We start from the raw sequence: 17,333 nt of genomic DNA on the forward strand, positions 1-17,333 counted from the left end.
AAACGCATGGCGCGATCGTTCCGCTCCCGCTACGGGCGGCGGCGTGATCCGCCGTCTCCTTTTCGTCGCGCTGGGGCTCGTCCTGCTGCTCTGTGCCGCGCTGCTGACGGGCTATGCCGGCGCCCGTGCCGATCCGGTGATCCGCCGTACGGCGGTGAACCTGCCCGGCTGGCCCGCTGGAAAACCGCCGATCACCATCGCGCTGATGAGCGACATCCACATGGAAAGCGCGGCGATGGACGAAGGTCGGCTCGCCCGGATCGTGGCTAGGGTGAATGCGCTGCATCCCGATCTGGTGGTGATCGCCGGCGACTTCGTCGAGGGGGAAGGCGTGGCCGAGGCGGAGCGCGCGATCCCGCTGCTGGAGTGGCCTCTGGCGCGGCTGAGGGCGCCGCTGGGCGTGGTGGCGGTGCTCGGCAACCACGACCATTGGACGGACCCTGCGCCGCTCGCCGCGATGCTGCGGCGGATCGGTGTCGTGGTGCTGGTCAACCAAGCCCAGGCGATCGGGCCACTCGCCGTCGGCGGGCTGGACGATCCGGCGACGCATCGCGAGCGGATCGCCCCGACCAGCGCTGCACTGGCGATGCTGGATGGCGCCGGCGTGATGGTCGCGCATTCGCCGGATATCGCCATGCGGCTGCCGCCGCGCACCCGGTTGTTGCTCGCGGGGCATACCCATTGCGGACAGGTGGTGTTGCCGCTGATCGGCGCACCCGTGGAGGTGACCGATTCGCATTACCGCTGCGGCATCGTCCACGATCCCGGCCGGGTGACGATCGTCACCGCCGGCCTCGGCACCAGCGAGCTTCCGGTGCGCGTCGGTGCGCCGCCGGACATCTGGCTGGTGCGCGTCGGCGGCCTGATGCGGCCGCCGGCACGGTAAAACGTCAGTCGACCGCGTCCTTGACCGCCTTGCCGGCCACCAGGCTGATGACGAGGAACAGCAGGAACAGCGCGATCGCGATGAAGAACAGGATCTTGGCGATGCCGACGAAGGCGCCGCCGATGCCGCCGAAGCCGAGCAGGCCCAGCACGACGCCGATGATGAGGAAAGTGAGGGCAAGCTTGAGCATGGCGGGTCCTTTCTGGCGGATGAGACGATGGGCGGCGGCCCCAGTGGGTTGACCGCCGCGGAGAGCGGTCAGCCCTTGCGGCTGGCCTCGAACAGGAACCAGGCGCGTTCCTCGGCCTGATCGGTCCATTCATCGACGATGCCGCTGGTGGCATTGTCTTTGGCCTCTTCGGCCGCGTCCTTTACTACGCGGAAGCCTTCGACCAGCTTGAGATTGTCCTCGCGCAGCTCTGCGAGCATCGCGTGCGCGTCGACGAAATCCTGATCGTTGTCGGCGATCGACTGACGGCGGCTGATGTCGCCGATCGAGCGCAACGTCGTGTTGCCGGTCTTGCGCACCCGCTCCGCGATCGCGTCCGTCACGCCGAGGATCTGCGCCGCCTGATCGTCGAGCAACAGGTGGTAATCGCGGAAATGCGGGCCGGAGACGTGCCAGTGGAAGTTCTTGGTCTTGAGGTACAGCGCATAGCAATCCGCCAGCGACGCATTGAGTGCGTCCGCTACCGAACGCGTGTTGCTGAGGTCGGTCGGCGTGCTGAGCGCCGGATTGGGGTCGGGCATGGGTTTGCTCCTGGAATAGGTTCGTTGCGGGAACGATCCGATGATGGAATCGCTCCATTTCCAGCGGGCAATTTGCGGATCACACTGATCGGACGACGCTCAGACGAGGCCGATCGCGCCGAGGCCCAGCCACAGTGCGGCGATGACGAACAGCGTGCCGATGATGCGCCGCGCGACGGCGAGCGGCAGCGCGGTCCAGCTTGCCTCGCCCAGCACGGCGGCGGGGACGATCACCGCGAGCGATCCCAGCATCGCACCCACGGCGGCGAGCCACGGCAACGTCGCGCGTGCGGCGAGCGCCATCACGATGAACTGCACGCCGTCACCGAACGCGAGGATGAAGAGGCCGACAAGGCTGGTCAGCAGGGCGCCGATGCGCCAGCGATCGAGCCGGTCGGGTGCCTTCACCGGAAACCAGGCGCCGCCGCCCTGGAACAGCAGCGCCAGCGCGAGGAACAGCTGCTTGGCCTCAGGCGTCATGCGCGGCGCGAGCAGGGCCCCGGCTGCGGCCGCGGCCAAGCCTGCACCGAGGATGGCGACGGCAGCGCCCGCGATCACCACGCCCGGCGCCCGGTAGCGGTCGGCCAGGATCGCGGCGAGCCATGCGGGTCGATCGCCGATCTGCGCCAGCGCAGCGGCGAGCAGCGCCGCCATCAGGGCATCCATCAGCCGGGCACCATCAGCCGGACAGCCGTACCGAACAGGCGGCGGCGAAGGCGTCGCAGGCGCGCACGTCCTGCCGCTCGCACGCCACCGCATCGCCGAGCACCCGCAGCCAGCCATGCACCAGCGCGCCATGTTCGCCGCGCGACAGCGCCGAATCGACGAAGTGCGTGACGGTGACCGCCGGGTTCAGGCCGGCGCGATGCGCGATCAGGCGGATCTGGTTGATGTCGGGCTTGAGGTCGCGGGCAAAGGCATAGGGCGCCCGCACGTCGATCGCCGCGATTCGCGCCGCCAGGTCGGCGCGTACTGCCGCCAGCCCTTCACCGTCTCCCTCCAGACTGCCTGTCATTACCCCCTCCATGTGTTTTTCCGAGGTTCAGCGTGCGCCGACAGTGGTAAGGGGGCGGTTAAGAACCCGCGCTGGGGCAACGCGCGGTTGACTTTCCGGCGATGCTGCCCCATGCGCCGCGACTGATCGAGCGGCGGCGTTGGTGCTGCCGCTCTCCTTGTTTTCAGGATTAGGGCTCATGGCCAAGCCGACTACCGTCAAGATCAAGCTCGTCAGCACCGCCGACACCGGCTTCTTCTACGTCACCAAGAAGAACCCGCGCACGAAGACCGAGAAGCTGAGCTTCAGCAAGTACGACCCGGTCGTGCGCAAGCACGTCGAGTTCAAGGAAGCCAAGATCAAGTAAGCAGGGCTGCGGCGCGACCAGCGCCGCGTCTGCACGGCTTCACGCAGAGCCGCTGGTGCACTCCGCGCCGGCGGCTCTTCGCGTGCGCGCGTGACATCGCAAGGCACTGGGTGATCTGCCTTGGGCCGGGCTAGGTTCGGCCATATTGCGTTCATGTTCGCGCGTCATAGCAGATTTCGGCGGCCGGATTCCCCCGGTCGCCCTGTATCGCGTCACTACGGATCAAGGGCGGTATCCTCCTCGCGGAGGATGCCGCCCTTGGTTTTTGTGGCGTCGAACGGTGCGTTCGGACGCATCGCGACCCATCGTGATCCACCGGACGCGCGTCGCTGGCGACCGGTGGTGCCGGTCGTCCGGAACCAGCCGCGGCCAACCTGCGTTATGAATTCCGCTTGCAGCACTCAGCCTCTCTCGGGGGGCAGGGGTCTGGGAGCGCGCGGCGCCCTGTCGGAGCTTCATCGCTCGGCAGGGCGTCTTTCGTTTTCCGGGTCAGAGCAGCGCGGTCACCGCGTCCATGAAGCGGGCGAGGCTGATCGGCTTCGACACATAGGATCGCGCGCCCGCCGCGCGGATGCGCTCCTCGTCGTCGCGGCCGGCATAGGCGGTCACCGCCATGACCGGGATGGTCCGCAAGTCGTCGTCCGCCATCAGTTCGAGGATCAGCTCATAGCCGGTGACGTGCGGCATCTGGATGTCCATGATGATGAGGTCGGGGCGGAATTCACGCGCCCGTGCCACCGCCTCGCGCCCGTCGCGCACCGGCTCCGCCACGAAATCGTGGGCGCGCAGCAGGTCGCAGAACAGCTTCAGATTGAGTTCGTTGTCCTCGACAACGAGCACCCGTTTCGCCACGTGCGTCACCGATCCTTTTCCGATTGCAGGGACGATAGGCAATGCGCGCGCGCGATACAAACATCCCCGACCCGGAAACGCTGGCGCTGCATGCGCTGGTGTGGACGCTGGCCGAGCCGGCGCGGGCCGACCGGCTGGTCGCCGTCACCGGCCTCTACCCCGACGACCTGCGCGCCCGCGCCGCCGAACCGGCGGTGCTGGCCGCAGTGATCGGCTATCTCGAATCGTACGAACCCGATCTTATCGCCTGCGCCGATGCGCTGGGCGTTCCCCCCGAGGCGCTGCCGCGCGCCCGCCAGACCCTGGAGGCCCGATGAAGCCGCTGCTGATTTCCGATTGCGATGAAGTGCTGCTGCACATGGTGACGCATTTCGGCGCCTGGCTGGGTGAGACGCACGCGATCGATTTCACCCCCGACGGCGCCGATTTCGCCAATTCCATGCGCCACCGCGATACCGGCGAGGTGCCGACGCGCGAACAGATGTGGGCGATGCTCGGCGGCTTCTTCCCGGGCGAGATGCACCGGCAGACGCTGGTGCCGCACGCCGCCGAGGCGCTGGCGCGACTCGCCGAACGGGCCGACATCGTGATCCTTACCAACCTGACCGACGCATGCCGGACCGCCCGCATCGAGCAATTGGCCCGCTTCGGCATCCGGCATCGCGTCGAGTGCAACCAGGGCGGCAAAGGCGAACCGGTCGCCCGGCTGGTGGCGGAGCACGGCGATCCGGTGACGGTGTTCGTCGACGATCTGGCCGTTCACCACGAATCGGTCGCGCGCCATGCACCCGGCGTCCATCGCCTGCACATGGTGTCCGAACCCTCGCTGGCGCCGAGCGTGCCCAAGGCTCCGCACGCGCATGCGCGGATCGACAACTGGCGCGAGGCGTCGGACTGGATCGAGGCGCGCTTCGCGGGCGGCGTCGCCGCGGCGGGATAAGCATTGCACCCGGTTTGCGCGGGGCGGGGGATGCTCTACAGCGCCGTCATCATCCAGAAGGACTGTCCATGACCACGCATGTCGACCGCAAGCTCGAGGAACTCGGCCTGACCCTGCCGGAGGCGGCGGCGCCCGTCGCGGCCTATGTGCCGGTGGTCGAGGCGGGCGGGATGCTGCACCTGTCAGGGCAGCTGCCGTTCAAGGACGGCCAGCTGGTCACCGGGCGGGTGGGCGACGGCGTGTCGCTGGAAGACGGGCAGGAGGCCGCGCGGCTGTGCGGCCTGATGATCGTCGCGCAGGTCAAGAAGCATCTCGGCGGCGACCTGTCGCGGATCAAGCGGATCGTGAAGCTGGGCGTGTTCGTCAACAGCCACGGCGACTTCACCGACCAGCCGAAGGTCGCCAACGGCGCGTCCGAACTGATGGTCGCGCTGTTCGGCGATGCCGGCAAGCATGCGCGCAGCGCCGTCGGCGTGCCGGTGCTGCCGCTCGGCGCGGCGGTGGAGGTCGATGCGATCATCGAACTCGCCTGAGACGCGCTGAGCGCCTCTGCGCGAACCCCGTCTTGAGCCCTCCGCAAACGCCCGCGGTGTGCCTATATCGGCGGCGATGACCTCTACCCCCGTCGCCGCCCGCCTCGTCGATGGCGTTCGTGCCATTCCCGCCGACCAATGGGATGCCTGCGCCGGCACCGCCAATCCCTTCGTCAGCCACGCCTTCCTCGCCGCGCTGGAGGAATCGGGCAGCACCGGCGGGCGCTCCGGTTGGCAGCCGATTCCGATCGTCGTCGATGGCGCCGATGGCCGTCCGGCCGCCATCGCGCCGGCCTATGCCAAGAGCCACAGCCAGGGCGAATACGTCTTCGACCATGCCTGGGCGGACGCGTGGGAGCGGGCCGGCGGCGCTTATTATCCCAAGCTTCAGGTGGCCGCGCCGTTCAGCCCGGTGCCGGGGCCGCGGCTGCTGCTGCGCGACCCAGCCGCCGCGCCGGCGCTGATCGCGGCGCTGGAGGCGGTGACCGATCAGCATGGCCTGTCCTCCGCGCATGCGACCTTTGTCAAGCCCGATCAGGTGCCGCTGTTCGAACAGGCGGGCTGGCTGATTCGCGAGGGGACACAATTCCATTGGGCCAACCAGGGCTATGCGAGCTTCGACGATTTCCTCGGCGCGCTCGCCAGCCGCAAGCGCAAGGCGATCCGCAAGGAACGCGCCGCCGCCGTCGAAGGGCTGACCATCCGGCACCTGTCGGGCGCCGAGATCTGCGATGAGCATTGGGATGCCTTCTGGACCTTTTACCAGGATACCGGCAGCCGTAAATGGGGCCGGCCGTATCTGACGCGACGCTTCTTCCCGCTGCTGGGTGAGGCGATGGGGGACAAGGTGCTGCTGATCCTCGCCGAGCGTGACGGGCGGCCGATCGCGGGGGCGCTCAACCTGATCGGCGCGGAGACGCTCTACGGGCGCTATTGGGGCTGCACCGAGGAGGTGCCGTTCCTCCATTTCGAGCTCTGCTATTACCAGGCGATCGACGCCGCCATCGCGCGCGGTCTCAAGACGGTGGAGGCCGGCGCGCAGGGTGAGCACAAGCTGGCGCGCGGCTATGTTCCGGTGCCGACCTGGTCGGCGCATTACCTGCCCGATGCCGGCTTCCGCCGCGCCGTCGCCGACTTCCTGGTGCGCGAGCGCGAGGCGGTCAGCGAGGAACACGCCTATCTCGCTGAACTGGCGCCATTCAGGAAAAGCGGGGCAGGCGAATAGGCACCCGCCGCGGCGGCAGCAGCGACGGGTCCAGCGTCACCGCCGGCGGCGTCCGGTCGTCGATGCGGTAAAGCACGTCGTCGCCGCTGCGCCAGATCGGCGTCAGGCCGGTCAGGAACTCCGCGCCGACCGGCGGCGGGTTGATGAGCCACACGTAATCGAACGCCTGGCGCGGCAGATAGGCGAGCGACACCCTGAGCGGCCGCCACCATTCGCCACGGCAGCGCCGGTCGGTGACCAGCTGCGAGGGATCGTGCGCGAAGCGGCCGGCGGGGGTGTAGCGCACCGTCAGCAACTGCCCGCCGGCCATCGACCATTGGTCGTTGGCATAAGCGATGCGGCGTTCGAGCGCGAGGCCGGCGGCATGCTCCAGCCGCGAATAGAGCCATGCGTCCTGGCAGGTGCGGCCGACCATCGTCAGCAGCCGCGCGCCCCGCGGCACATGGTCGAGCGCGGTGAGCGCGCGGTCGTAATCGCGATCGAACTGCCGATAGCTGACCGTGGTCGCCGCCAGCCGTACGCCGAAAAAGGCGAGGCCCAGCGCCGCCAGCGTCGAGGCGCCGCGGAACGACAGCCCCCGCTTCGGCCGCAGCGCGATCAGCGCGATGGCGAGCGCGAAGGGCGCGAGCCGCATGTCGGCATAGGCCGAACCGAAGACAATCCTGGGCAGGAGGAGGTAGATGGCGGTGAGGAAGAGCGCGGACAGCAGCAGATTGCGCGAATATTCGACGCGATCGTCGCGCACGCCCTTCAGCAGGATGACGAACAGCACGGTGACGGACGCGAGGTCGAACGCCATCCAGCGATCGCGCAGCACCATGATGACCCAGCCAACCTTGGCGCGCCAGTTGAACCAGTCCATCGTGTTGCCGGTGACATGGTCGCCCGAGCGCCACAGGACCATCATGGCGAAGGGCAGGGCGAGCGGCAGGCAGCCGATGCCGGCGCGCACCCAGCTTTCCAGCCAGTGGCCGCTCTTGCGGTCCTTCCTGAGGTCGTGCTGGCGGATCATCTCGGCGGAAAAGGCGAGGATGCCGAGCACGCCCCAGCCGAAGGTGTGGCAGATCCACAGGGCGCAGGACAGCGGCACGAACAGCACGGCGCGCAGCCGGACGCTGCCGAGCCGCCCCATCCGCAGCCACAATGCGAACAGGTTGAGCGCCAGCGCCATCGACAGCGCGAAGTTCACGAAACCGAACTGAAACGGATAGCTATAGGCGAGCGGCAGCGCGAAGAGCGCGGTCGCCGGGATGCGGCCATGCACCTCACGCGCGATCCACAGCAGCCCCGACACGATGAGGGCGGGGATCGCCATCACGATCAGCTTGACCGCCAGTTCCAGGCCGAAGATCGGCGCCAGCGGCTCGATCAACAGGTCGACACCGAGGTTGCCGATCATCTGCCAGCGGAAATCGTACCAGTCGGCAAGCCAGGGATAGGCCGCGCCATCCAGCTGGACGCGATAGCGCCCCATGTGACCCGGCAGGTCGACCAGCGGCGGGATGTCCGGCCACAGCAACGGGATCATCGTCGCGATCACCACCGCGACCACGAACCACCGTGTTTGCCACCAGTGCAGCTTATGCCCCTGCATCCCCTTGCCTTAGGGGCTGGGGGCGCCCGACGACAAGCGGTCTCGCGCAAAGATTGTCGCTCCGTCCGTCGCAACCGCGACCGCGACGAAGCCCGCCGGTGCGCCGTCGCGCGGGGTGCGGCCGAGCGAGGCCGCGATGCTGCGCGGATCGGCGGCGCCGGGCAGGCCGGCGCAGGCCACCACGTAATCGACGTGCCATCGGTCCGCGATCCCCGCCGCTGTGGCAGGCGATGCGGCGTAGAAGCGGAAGGGGACGAGATTGCCGGCGGTGTTGCGGTGGTAGGGCGCGGCGACGACGCGGTGCGGCGTTGCCGCCAGCACCCACGATCCCGCGTCGATCGGCGCCAGCACCGTTCCCGGCGCCAGCGTCCGCAGCGCGCGCATCGCCGCCGCCGACGCGCAATCGCCGCGGATGGCGTCGCCAAAAACGGTGGTGCCGCCCCGCGGCGCCAATGCGTCCGCCGCCAGCGGGTAGAGCATGCCGGCCGAGGCCAGCCATGCACCCGCCACCTGCCAGCCGCCATGCCTTCGCGCCTCTCCAATCATCGTGGCCAGGCCCGGCGCCGCCAGCATCGCCGCGGCATAGGCGCCGCGCAGTTGGACGAGGGCGATGGCCAGCGTCGCGGCGAGCAGCAGGGCGACGATCCCCCAGCCGGCACCGGGCCGCCGTCGCACCCGGTACAGCGTCGCCGGCAAGCCGATGACGGCAAGGCCGAGGTAGCCGATCGCCGTCGCCGGTGCCGCGGTCAGGACCGATTGCGCTTCCTCGACATGCGACAGCCAGAGTGCGTCGAGTACCGGCGTGACCGCCCCGTAAGGCGACAGGCATTGCGACGCATGCAGCAAGGCCGCCGTCACGACCGGCACGCCGACCGCGGCGGCAAGGATGCCGCGCGCTGCCCGCCCGGTGACGCGATAGCCGGCAAGCCCGATCGCGCCTGCCGCCGCTGCCGCTGCCGCTGCCGTGCCGAAGGCGGCGGACGTGAATCCGTCGCAGGCGGGATAGTCGAACCCCGCGCTCGCAAAGGCCGCCCGTCCGATCCCCAGCATGACGGCAAGGCCGGCGGCGAAGGCGGGTAGGGTGTGTCGCTCGCCGCTCGCGATCCATTGCGCGGCGACCATCGCGCTCAGGATCGCCAGCGCGGGCATCGTCTCCAGCCCGACGATCAGGCTGGTGCCGACGCACGCGCCCGCCAGCGCCATGCCGCGGCCACCGCCGCGCAGCACGGCCAGCGTCGCGGCGAGCAGCAGCACGACCTGCACGTTGTGATGATCGATCCGCCCCGGCAGGAACACGCTCGTCGCCGGATAGGCGAGGGCCGCGACGATCATCGCGGTGCGTGCCGCCTCGGGCGCGGCAAGCCGACGCGTGATCCGCGCGACCAGCAGCAGCGCGACGGCAAAGAGCAAAGCCGGCCAGAGCAGCACCGCGGTCAGTTCCGCCGCCGATGTGCCCACAACGGGCGTCAGCAGCGCGATGATCGCCCCCGGCCCCAGATCGACCAGCCGGCTCCAATGCATGGGCAGTCCCGGCGGTGGCCCGAGCCGATGCTGGGTCAGGTCGCTCCAGCGCTGGCTACCCAGCCAGTCGCGGATCTGCTGGAGCCGCATCGCATCGTCGGTATCGGGCAGATGCAGCAGCGACAGCTGCGTCCAGTCGCGCCACGTCCAGACGACGCTCAGCACCAGCGCGAGCATCAGCGCTGCGAGCGCATCGTGGCGGAGGCGGGCGGTCATCGCCCGCCTCCTACCCGATCGTGATTAAGGCGCCGTTAGGGCGCGGCGACATGCCGCTCGGCCCTTTTTCCCTCGTTCCTCTACGAGAGGCGAGGAAAGAAACAGAGTGGAACGTCGCGTCAGTCGCGCCGGCCGAGCAGGCGCAGGCGCAACGCGTTCAACTTGATGAAGCCCGCCGCGTCGCGCTGGTCGTAGGCGCCCTGATCGTCCTCGAAGGTCACGACCTTTTCCGAGTACAGGCTGTTGGGCGACTTGCGACCGACCACGTACACGCCGCCCTTGTAGAGCTTGAGGCGGACGGTGCCGGACACGTTCGCCTGACTGTGGTCGATCGCCGCCTGCAGCATTTCGCGCTCGGGGCTGAACCAGAAGCCGTTGTAGATCAGCTCGGCATAGCGCGGTGCCAGCTCGTCCTTGAGGTGCGCGGCGCCGCGGTCGAGCGTGATCTGCTCGATGCCGCGATGCGCGAGGTGATAGATGGTGCCGCCCGGCGTTTCATACATGCCGCGGCTCTTCATGCCGACGAAGCGGTTCTCGACGAGGTCGAGCCGGCCGATGCCGTGGCGACGGCCGAGTTCGTTGAGCTTGGTCAGCAGCGTCGCCGGGCTGGTCGCCTCGCCGTTCAGCGCGACGCCGTCGCCACGTTCGAAATCGATCGTGATATATTCCGGCTGGTCGGGCGCATCCTCCGGGTTGACGGTGCGGCTGTAGACGTAATCCGGCACCTCCTGCCACGGGTCCTCCAGCACCTTGCCCTCCGACGAGGTGTGGAGAAGGTTGGCATCGGTCGAGAAGGGCGATTCGCCCCGCTTGTCCTTGGCGACCGGGATCTGGTGCTGTTCCGCGAACTCGATCAGCCGGGTGCGACTAGTGAGGTCCCATTCGCGCCACGGGGCGATGACCTTGATGTCCGGGTTCAGCGCGTAATAGCCGAGCTCGAAACGGACCTGGTCGTTGCCCTTGCCGGTCGCGCCGTGGCTGACCGCGTCGGCGCCGACCATTTTGGCGATCTCGATCTGACGCTTGGCGATCAGAGGCCGCGCGATCGAGGTGCCGAGCAGGTACAGCCCCTCGTACAGCGCGTTGGAGCGCATCATCGGGAAGACGTAATCGCGCACGAATTCCTCGCGCAGGTCGTCGATGAAGATATGCTCCGGCTTGACGCCCGCCATCTCCGCCTTCTTGCGCGCGGGCTCCAGCTCCTCGCCCTGGCCCAGGTCGGCGGTGAAGGTCACGACCTCGCAATTGTACGTCTGTTGCAGCCATTTCAGGATCACGCTCGTATCCAGCCCGCCCGAATAGGCGAGAACGACACGGTTGATCTGATCGGCCACGGCAGCATCCTTGAACAAGGGAGAATGGCCGCGCCACTAGGCCGCTGCGGCCCGAGGCGCAACGTCTGCGTTCACCGCGGGTTTAGGGGGGCGGCTTTACCACCACCCGCACATCGATCCATCGGAGACGTCATGGTCCGCCCCTCGCTTGCCCTGTTGCCGCTGTTCCTGCTCGCCACGCCCGCCCTCGCCGCGGACAAGGTGGACCCCAAGCTGCGCGCGGAATTCGACAAATCCGATCTCAATCACGACGGTTTCCTCAGCCGTGCGGAGGTGGAGGCGCGCGTCGACCGGATGGACGTCGGCAAGCAGAAGATGGCGCCGGGCAAGGCCAAGGCGATCGCCGGCGCCTTCTTCAACACCGCCGACGCCAATCACGACGGCAAGGTCTCGCCGATCGAGATGCAGGGCCTCTTCCGTGCGCTCGCCTCGCGCTACGATACCAACCATGACGGCGTCGTCAGCCTGGAGGAACGCGCCGCCGCGCGTGCCGCCGTGGTCGGGCCGCCGGCAGGTGCCGGAGCGCCGAAGGGGCGGTAAGTGCCGGTTGTTACGGTCCTGACCCTAACCGTAGTCATCCCCGCGCAGGCGGGGATCCATAGTCGCAGGACTATCGGCTCCATCTCCAGCCGTCGTGATTATGGATCCCCGCCTGCGCGGGGATGACGGTTGAAGGGGACGGAGAGCGACGCCCTACCGCCCCCTGAGCGCCCGCTCGCCGTCGATCATGTAATCGCGGGTGATCGGCAGTTCGGTGCGGCTGCGGCTGAACTGGATCTGGAAATTGACCAGCCCACCATTCTCGAAGGCGTTGGCGGCGCCGGCGAGGTAGAAGGTCCACATCCGGTAGAAGCGCTCGTCGTAGAGCGCGATGATCGCATCCTTCGCGGCCAGCGTGCGGCGATACCATTCGTGCAACGTATAGGCGTAGTGGAGCCGCAGCACCTCGACGTCGGTGAGGAACAGGCGCAGGCCCTCGAAGGCCGCAATCACTTCCGACAGCGCGGGATTGTAGCCGCCGGGGAAGATATATTTGGTCGTCCAGTCGTCGGTGACGCTCGGCGGTCCCAACCGGCCGATCGTGTGTAGCAGCATCACGCCGTCGTCGGTCAGCAGGTCGCGGCATTTGCGGAAGAAGGTGCGGTATTGCGGCGGCCCGACATGCTCGAACATGCCGACCGAGACGATGCGGTCGAAGCGGCCCTCCACCCGGCGATAGTCGATCAGCTCGAACCTCACCCGGTCGGCGACGCCCGCCGCGGCGGCGCGTTCGCGTGCGATCTTCAGCTGTTCTTCCGACAGCGTGACGCCCAGCACCTCGCAGCCGAAATGCTTGTTGAGGTATAGCGCCATCCCGCCCCAGCCGCAGCCGATGTCGAGGATGCGCATCCCCGGCCGGATCGCCAGCTTGGCGGCGATATGCGCAAGCTTGTCCGACTGCGCCTGTTCGAGCGCATTGTCGGGATCGGTATAGTAAGCGCAGCTGTATTGCTTGTCGGCGTCGAGGAACAGATCGTAGAGCCGCGCCGACAGATCGTAATGGTGCGCGACGTTCTTCTTCGAACGGCGCTCCATGTTGATCCGATCGAGCCGGTGCTTCACCGCGCCGAGGCCGCGCACGAAGGCGGAGGGCTTGAGCGCATTCTGGCCGCGCTCGAACGCGTTGTTGCGCTTCATCAGGCGCACGAGGCCCATGATGTCGTCGCCATCGACGGTCAGCCGCCCGTCCATGTACATCTCGCCCGCCGCCAGTGCCGGGTTGCGGACGATGCGTGCGGCGACGCCGCGGTCGGCGAAGCGGATGGTGATATGGCCGTATGCGGGATCGGGCGTGCCGAAGGTCGCGGGCGGCTTGCCGGGACGGTGGAGGGTGAGTTGGCCACGCTTCACGGCGCGGCTGAGGAACATATCGATCAGCGCCATGGCGACGCTCTAATCACCTAGATGCCGGCATACCAATCGTAATCGACAACGTCTTCCCAATAGCCGCCTTTCCCCCGGCCGATGGCGGCAAGATCGGCGACGGCGCGGATGCCGGTGACGTATTTGGCATGTTTGTAGCCCAGCTGGCGCTCGACGCGCAGCCGCACCGGCGCACCATGCGGCACGGTGAGGCGGGCGCCGTTCATCTTGAGCGCCAGGATGGTCTGCGGGTGGAAGGCGTCGACCGTATCGATCGATTCATAATAGGGCTGGCCATTGTAGAGGTCGGCGCAGGTGAAGACGACGTAGCGCGCCGAACGCCGCATGCCCGCCGCATGCAGCACCGTGCCCAGCATCGGCCCCTGCCACTGGCCGATCGCGCTCCACCCCTCGACGCAGTCGTGGCGGGTGATCTGTGAGCGCGCCGGCATCCCGGCAAGTTGGGCAAGGCTCAGCGACAGCGGCCGGTCGACGAGGCCGTCGACCGTCAGGCGATAGCTGGCGAAGCCGTCCGCCACCATCGCGGCATAGGCGGGCGTGCCGGGATCGCGCGTGCCGTTGGCGCGGAAGATCGGCGACATCTGCTCGCGAGTGAATTCGGGGGCGAGCGCGCCGCGGTCGAGCAGCGCGCGCTGGAGCCCCATGTGCATATCCTCGCCCGCGAACAGGATCTTGCGTGCCTGCGGGTTGGCGACCACCTTGTCGCAGCCGGCGAGCAGCAGGCCGGCGCCGCCGGCGAGCAGGGAGCGGCGGGGCAGGATCATGCGCGCGGCTCCCGCCAGTGGCCGGTCAGCATCGAGCGGACCTCGTTAACCGCACCCGCCAGGATGACGAGCGCGAGATGGATCACCACGAAGCCGCCCAATGCGGCGCAGGTGATGAAGTGGATCGACCGCGCCGATTGCCGCCCGCCGAAGATTTCCAGCAGCCACGGCCATGCCGCATCCATACCGGGCGACAGCGCAAGGCCGGTGAAGATCATCACCGGCAGCATGACGAACAGGACGAGGATGTAGCTCCATTTCTGCAAGCTGTTGTAGGCGCCGGGATCGTCGGGGTCGTGGAAGCGGAAGTTCCAGTGATCGCGCACGTCCTCCGCCAGATGGCGGGCGCTGACGTCGGCGCGGGTCAGCCGCAGCCGCCTGACGTGGCGATTGACGAGGCTCGCGACCAGAAAGGCGAGCAGGCCGAAGGCGAGCACCAGGGCGAAGAACAGGTGCCAGCGTCGCGACAGCGCCAGATTGTAGTTCGCGGGAATTGTGATCCACGCCGGAAACCGCGGCAGCTGCGCCCAGGCATGATCGAAGTTCGCGCCGTAGCGCCCCCAATAGAGGCGCGGATGCGCGTTGGAGATGCCGAGCCCGCTGCCGATCAGCACGAACACCGCGACGGCATTGACCCAATGCCACAGGCGCGTCGCCAGCGCGTGACGGTAGACGGAGGTGCCGGGGCTTGGGTTCATGCCGCGGATGTAGCAGGAACATGGCCATGACCGAATGGCATTTCTACGAACCGCACGCCGGCCATCGCCTGCCGCACGATCCACTCAACGCGATGGTCGCGCCGCGGCCGATCGGCTGGATCAGCAGCGTATCGGCGACGGGCGTGCGCAACATCGCGCCCTACAGCTTCTTCAACCTGCTCAACTACACGCCGCCCCTGATCGGCTTTTCGTCGATGGGGTGGAAGGACAGCGTCGCCAATATCGCCGCGACGGGTGAGTTCGTCTGGAACCTCGCGACGCGCGACCTGGCCGAGGCGATGAACGCGACCTCCGCCACGGTGGGCGCCGAGGTCGATGAATTCGACCTCGCCGGCCTCGCGACGGCGCCCTCGCGGCTGGTCCGGCCCGAGCGGGTCGCGGCGAGCCCGGCGGCGTTCGAATGCAAGCTGACCCAGCTGATCCGCCTCAAGACCCGCGAGGGGCGCGACCTCGACCAATGGCTGGTGATCGGCGAGGCGGTCGGCATCCACATCGACACCGCCATGCTGGACGGCGGCGTCTACCAGACCGCCCGCGCCCGCCCGATCCTGCGCGGCGGCGGCCCGGCGGATTATTTCGAGGTTGGCGAGGGCGACCTGTTTCGGATGCGGCGGCCGGGGTAAGGGGTTTCCCTCCGTTTGCCTTGAGCTTGTCGAAGGGCGTGGGTCTCACCGTGCTTCGACAGGCTGAGCACGAACGGTGGTTGTGCGGCGTGTCACCCGTACGCCCGCCAGAAGAACACGATCGTCGTCACCACCGTCACCAGCAGCGTCCACCCGCGGATGACCCCGGCGGGCAGCCGCCGCCCGACCAGCGCGCCGAGCCAGCCGCCGACGATCGATCCCGCCATCATCGGCAGGCACAGCGCCCAGGCGACCATGCCCGACATGACGAACACGATCGTCGCCGCGCTGTTCGCCACCGCCAGCATCAGCGTCCGCGGCGCGGCGAGCGACGCCGGAGAGGCGCCGGTCAGCAAGCCCCACAAGGCGGTCAGCATCATGCCGATGCCGCCACCGAAATAGCCGCCGTAGATGCCGAGCAGCGCCTGGCCCGCCGCGATCGAGCGCGGTCCGGCGGCAAAGCGCGTGCTCAGCCAGTCCGACGCATGCCGGCCGAGCGCGATGGCGATCGTCGCGGCGAGCAGCAGCCAGGGGACGATCACGTCGAACGCACGCGCCGGCGTCCACGCCAGCAGCAGGCTGCCGGCCAGCCCGCCGGTGAAGGTGATCGCCGACAGCGCCCGCACCGAGACGCCGCCGATCGGGGCGAGCCCGCCGCGATAAGCCCAGGCGCTCGCCACCGCGCCGGGCTGCACCGCGACGTTGCTGGTCGCATTGGCGACGGTGGAGGGCAGGCCCAATGCGATCAGCGTCGGCATTGTCGCGAACGATCCGCCGCCCGCCAGCGCATTCATCCCCCCGCCGAGCACGCCCGCGCCCGCGGCGAGCGCGAGCGCCGCCCAGTCCGTCACAAGACGCGATCAGCCAAGCGCGGCCATCTTTTCGGCAGCTTCGCGATCCATCTGCGCCCGGCTCTTCTTTTCGGCAGCGGTCTTGAGCTGCCCGCAGGCGGCGTCGATATCGCGGCCGCGCGGGGTGCGCACCGGCGCCGAGATGCCGCCTTCGAAGATGATGTCGCTGAACCGCCGCACCCGCTCCGGCGTCGAGGTGTCATAGGGCGCGCCTGGCCAGGGGTTGAACGGGATCAGATTGACCTTGGCGGGCAGCTTGTACTTGCGCAGCAGCCGGACGAGCTCATGCGCCTCCTCGTCCGAATCGTTCTTGTCCTTCAGCATCACATATTCGAACGTGATGCGCCGCGCGTTGTTGGCGCCCGGATAGTCGGCGCAGGCCTGCAACAGCTCCTCGATGCCGTATTTTTTGTTCAGCGGCACGATTTCGTCGCGCACCTCCTTGGTGACGGCGTGCAGCGATACCGCGAGGTTGACGCCGATCTCTTCGCCCGCGCGCGCCATCATCGGCACGACGCCGCTGGTCGACAGCGTGATGCGCCGCTTGGAGAGCGCCAGGCCATCGCCGTCCATCACCAGCTTCAACGCATCGCGGACATGGTCGAAATTGTAGAGCGGTTCGCCCATGCCCATCATCACGATATTGGTGAGCATGCGCCCCTCCGGCTGGCTCGGCCATTCGCCCAGGGCATCGCGCGCCAGCATCACCTGGCCGACGATCTCGCCCGCGGTCAGGTTGCGGACGAGGCGCATCGTGCCGGTGTGGCAGAAGCGGCAGTTGAGCGTGCAGCCGACCTGGCTCGACACGCACAGCGTGCCGCGATCGGCGTCGGGGATGAACACCGCCTCGTAATCCTGCCCGTCGGGCGAGCGGAGCAGCCATTTGCGCGTGCCGTCGGTCGACACCTGCGCCTCGACCACCTCCGGCCGGCCGATGACGAAGCGCTGCTCCAGCCACGGGTGCTGCGCCTTGGCGATATCGGTCATCTGCGCGAATTCGGTCGCGCCGCGGTTGTAGAGCCAGTGCCAGATCTGCTTGGCGCGTAGCTTCGCTTGGCGCGGCTCCATGCCGGCCTCCAGCAACGTCTCGCGCAGGGCGTCCTTGCCGAGGCCGATGAGGTCGATCCGCCCATCGGCACGCAGCGACGGCACGCGGGGAACGGGCACGGGATCGATATGGCCCGGAATGGGCATGGGCGGGGCAACGCTGTCGAGCATCGCGCGCATATAGCGGCAAACCG

General features: G+C 68.3%; 21 protein-coding genes. 8 read left to right on the top strand and 13 right to left on the bottom strand.

Features of this window, described 5'->3' with window-relative positions:
• The first annotated feature begins 43 nt into the window (after window positions 1-43).
• Complete coding sequence (locus AC4GY7_RS04270; RefSeq protein WP_491112161.1) at window positions 44-886, top strand: metallophosphoesterase; 843 nt, start codon at window positions 44-46, stop codon at window positions 884-886.
• Between the two features lie 4 nt (window positions 887-890).
• Here the strand turns inward: AC4GY7_RS04270 and AC4GY7_RS04275 are convergent, their stop codons facing one another.
• The 4 genes from AC4GY7_RS04275 to AC4GY7_RS04290 form a co-directional block, all read right to left on the bottom strand.
• Window positions 891-1,076, bottom strand: a complete 186-nt coding sequence (locus AC4GY7_RS04275; RefSeq protein ID WP_443584956.1) for a DUF1328 family protein — start codon at window positions 1,074-1,076, stop codon at window positions 891-893.
• A gap of 68 nt (window positions 1,077-1,144) precedes the next feature.
• On the bottom strand, window positions 1,145-1,636 hold the full coding sequence (locus tag AC4GY7_RS04280; RefSeq protein WP_491112162.1) for a Dps family protein: 492 nt from the start codon (window positions 1,634-1,636) through the stop codon (window positions 1,145-1,147).
• A 99-nt stretch (window positions 1,637-1,735) separates the two neighbouring features.
• Window positions 1,736-2,302, bottom strand: a complete 567-nt coding sequence (locus AC4GY7_RS04285) for a TMEM165/GDT1 family protein (RefSeq protein ID WP_491112163.1) — start codon at window positions 2,300-2,302, stop codon at window positions 1,736-1,738.
• Between the two features lie 13 nt (window positions 2,303-2,315).
• On the bottom strand, window positions 2,316-2,651 hold the full coding sequence (locus tag AC4GY7_RS04290) for a hypothetical protein (protein ID WP_491112164.1): 336 nt from the start codon (window positions 2,649-2,651) through the stop codon (window positions 2,316-2,318).
• Window positions 2,652-2,829: 178 nt separating this feature from the next.
• Between AC4GY7_RS04290 and rpmG the strand changes: the two genes are divergently transcribed.
• Window positions 2,830-2,997 carry a 50S ribosomal protein L33 gene (gene rpmG / locus AC4GY7_RS04295; RefSeq protein ID WP_017977469.1) on the top strand — a complete coding sequence of 56 codons (168 nt, stop codon included), beginning with the start codon at window positions 2,830-2,832 and terminating at the stop codon, window positions 2,995-2,997.
• 489 nt (window positions 2,998-3,486) lie between these two features.
• Here the strand turns inward: rpmG and AC4GY7_RS04300 are convergent, their stop codons facing one another.
• Window positions 3,487-3,849 carry a response regulator gene (locus tag AC4GY7_RS04300; protein ID WP_443584960.1) on the bottom strand — a complete coding sequence of 121 codons (363 nt, stop codon included), beginning with the start codon at window positions 3,847-3,849 and terminating at the stop codon, window positions 3,487-3,489.
• A 41-nt stretch (window positions 3,850-3,890) separates the two neighbouring features.
• Between AC4GY7_RS04300 and AC4GY7_RS04305 the strand changes: the two genes are divergently transcribed.
• From AC4GY7_RS04305 to AC4GY7_RS04320, 4 genes are all read left to right on the top strand, one after another.
• The gene (locus AC4GY7_RS04305; RefSeq protein ID WP_491112165.1) at window positions 3,891-4,166 is read left to right on the top strand and encodes a DUF3572 domain-containing protein; all 276 of its coding nucleotides are present in this window, start codon (window positions 3,891-3,893) and stop codon (window positions 4,164-4,166) included.
• Window positions 4,163-4,789 (top strand): HAD family hydrolase, encoded by a 627-nt coding sequence (locus AC4GY7_RS04310; protein WP_491112166.1) that lies wholly within the window; start codon window positions 4,163-4,165, stop codon window positions 4,787-4,789. Before AC4GY7_RS04305 ends, AC4GY7_RS04310 begins: the two co-directional genes overlap by 4 nt.
• Before the next feature lie 68 nt (window positions 4,790-4,857).
• Window positions 4,858-5,322, top strand: coding sequence for a RidA family protein (locus AC4GY7_RS04315; protein WP_491112167.1), 465 nt, complete (start codon window positions 4,858-4,860; stop codon window positions 5,320-5,322).
• Window positions 5,323-5,398: 76 nt separating this feature from the next.
• Window positions 5,399-6,547, top strand: coding sequence for a GNAT family N-acetyltransferase (locus AC4GY7_RS04320; RefSeq protein ID WP_491112168.1), 1,149 nt, complete (start codon window positions 5,399-5,401; stop codon window positions 6,545-6,547).
• Here AC4GY7_RS04320 and AC4GY7_RS04325 read toward each other — a convergent pair.
• The 3 genes from AC4GY7_RS04325 to AC4GY7_RS04335 all read right to left on the bottom strand — a co-directional run bounded on the left by AC4GY7_RS04325 (window position 6,522) and on the right by AC4GY7_RS04335 (window position 11,212).
• Entirely contained in the window at window positions 6,522-8,141 is a 1,620-nt protein-coding gene (locus AC4GY7_RS04325) for a hypothetical protein (protein ID WP_491112169.1), read from the bottom strand. The two genes, AC4GY7_RS04320 and AC4GY7_RS04325, sit on opposite strands and share 26 nt — an antisense overlap.
• A 9-nt stretch (window positions 8,142-8,150) precedes the next feature.
• Window positions 8,151-9,878: a hypothetical protein gene (locus AC4GY7_RS04330; protein WP_491112170.1), complete on the bottom strand. Its 1,728-nt coding sequence runs from the start codon at window positions 9,876-9,878 to the stop codon at window positions 8,151-8,153.
• Between the two features lie 119 nt (window positions 9,879-9,997).
• On the bottom strand, window positions 9,998-11,212 hold the full coding sequence (locus AC4GY7_RS04335; RefSeq protein ID WP_491112171.1) for an argininosuccinate synthase: 1,215 nt from the start codon (window positions 11,210-11,212) through the stop codon (window positions 9,998-10,000).
• Between the two features lie 132 nt (window positions 11,213-11,344).
• On the opposite strand from AC4GY7_RS04335, the gene AC4GY7_RS04340 reads away from it, so the two are divergent.
• Complete coding sequence (locus tag AC4GY7_RS04340; RefSeq protein ID WP_491112172.1) at window positions 11,345-11,752, top strand: EF-hand domain-containing protein; 408 nt, start codon at window positions 11,345-11,347, stop codon at window positions 11,750-11,752.
• A gap of 153 nt (window positions 11,753-11,905) precedes the next feature.
• Here the strand turns inward: AC4GY7_RS04340 and AC4GY7_RS04345 are convergent, their stop codons facing one another.
• The 3 genes from AC4GY7_RS04345 to AC4GY7_RS04355 are packed head-to-tail and all read right to left on the bottom strand — an operon-like array spanning window position 11,906 to window position 14,597.
• Window positions 11,906-13,135: a class I SAM-dependent methyltransferase gene (locus AC4GY7_RS04345; RefSeq protein ID WP_491112173.1), complete on the bottom strand. Its 1,230-nt coding sequence runs from the start codon at window positions 13,133-13,135 to the stop codon at window positions 11,906-11,908.
• Between the two features lie 17 nt (window positions 13,136-13,152).
• Window positions 13,153-13,899 (bottom strand): molybdopterin-dependent oxidoreductase, encoded by a 747-nt coding sequence (locus AC4GY7_RS04350; protein WP_491112174.1) that lies wholly within the window; start codon window positions 13,897-13,899, stop codon window positions 13,153-13,155.
• Window positions 13,896-14,597: a cytochrome b/b6 domain-containing protein gene (locus AC4GY7_RS04355; RefSeq protein ID WP_491112175.1), complete on the bottom strand. Its 702-nt coding sequence runs from the start codon at window positions 14,595-14,597 to the stop codon at window positions 13,896-13,898. The genes AC4GY7_RS04350 and AC4GY7_RS04355 overlap by 4 nt, the downstream gene beginning before the upstream one ends.
• A gap of 26 nt (window positions 14,598-14,623) precedes the next feature.
• Here AC4GY7_RS04355 and AC4GY7_RS04360 point away from each other — a divergent pair, with 26 nt between their 5' ends.
• Complete coding sequence (locus tag AC4GY7_RS04360; RefSeq protein ID WP_491112176.1) at window positions 14,624-15,241, top strand: flavin reductase family protein; 618 nt, start codon at window positions 14,624-14,626, stop codon at window positions 15,239-15,241.
• Window positions 15,242-15,333: 92 nt separating this feature from the next.
• On the opposite strand, the gene AC4GY7_RS04365 is transcribed toward AC4GY7_RS04360, so the two are convergent.
• Together AC4GY7_RS04365 and rlmN are read right to left on the bottom strand one after the other, a co-directional pair.
• Entirely contained in the window at window positions 15,334-16,092 is a 759-nt protein-coding gene (locus AC4GY7_RS04365; protein ID WP_443584973.1) for a sulfite exporter TauE/SafE family protein, read from the bottom strand.
• Between the two features lie 9 nt (window positions 16,093-16,101).
• Entirely contained in the window at window positions 16,102-17,286 is a 1,185-nt protein-coding gene (gene rlmN, locus AC4GY7_RS04370; RefSeq protein WP_491112177.1) for a dual-specificity RNA methyltransferase RlmN, read from the bottom strand.
• Window positions 17,287-17,333 lie beyond the last annotated feature (47 nt).

Source organism: Sphingomonas sp. SP5 (genome assembly GCF_058313455.1).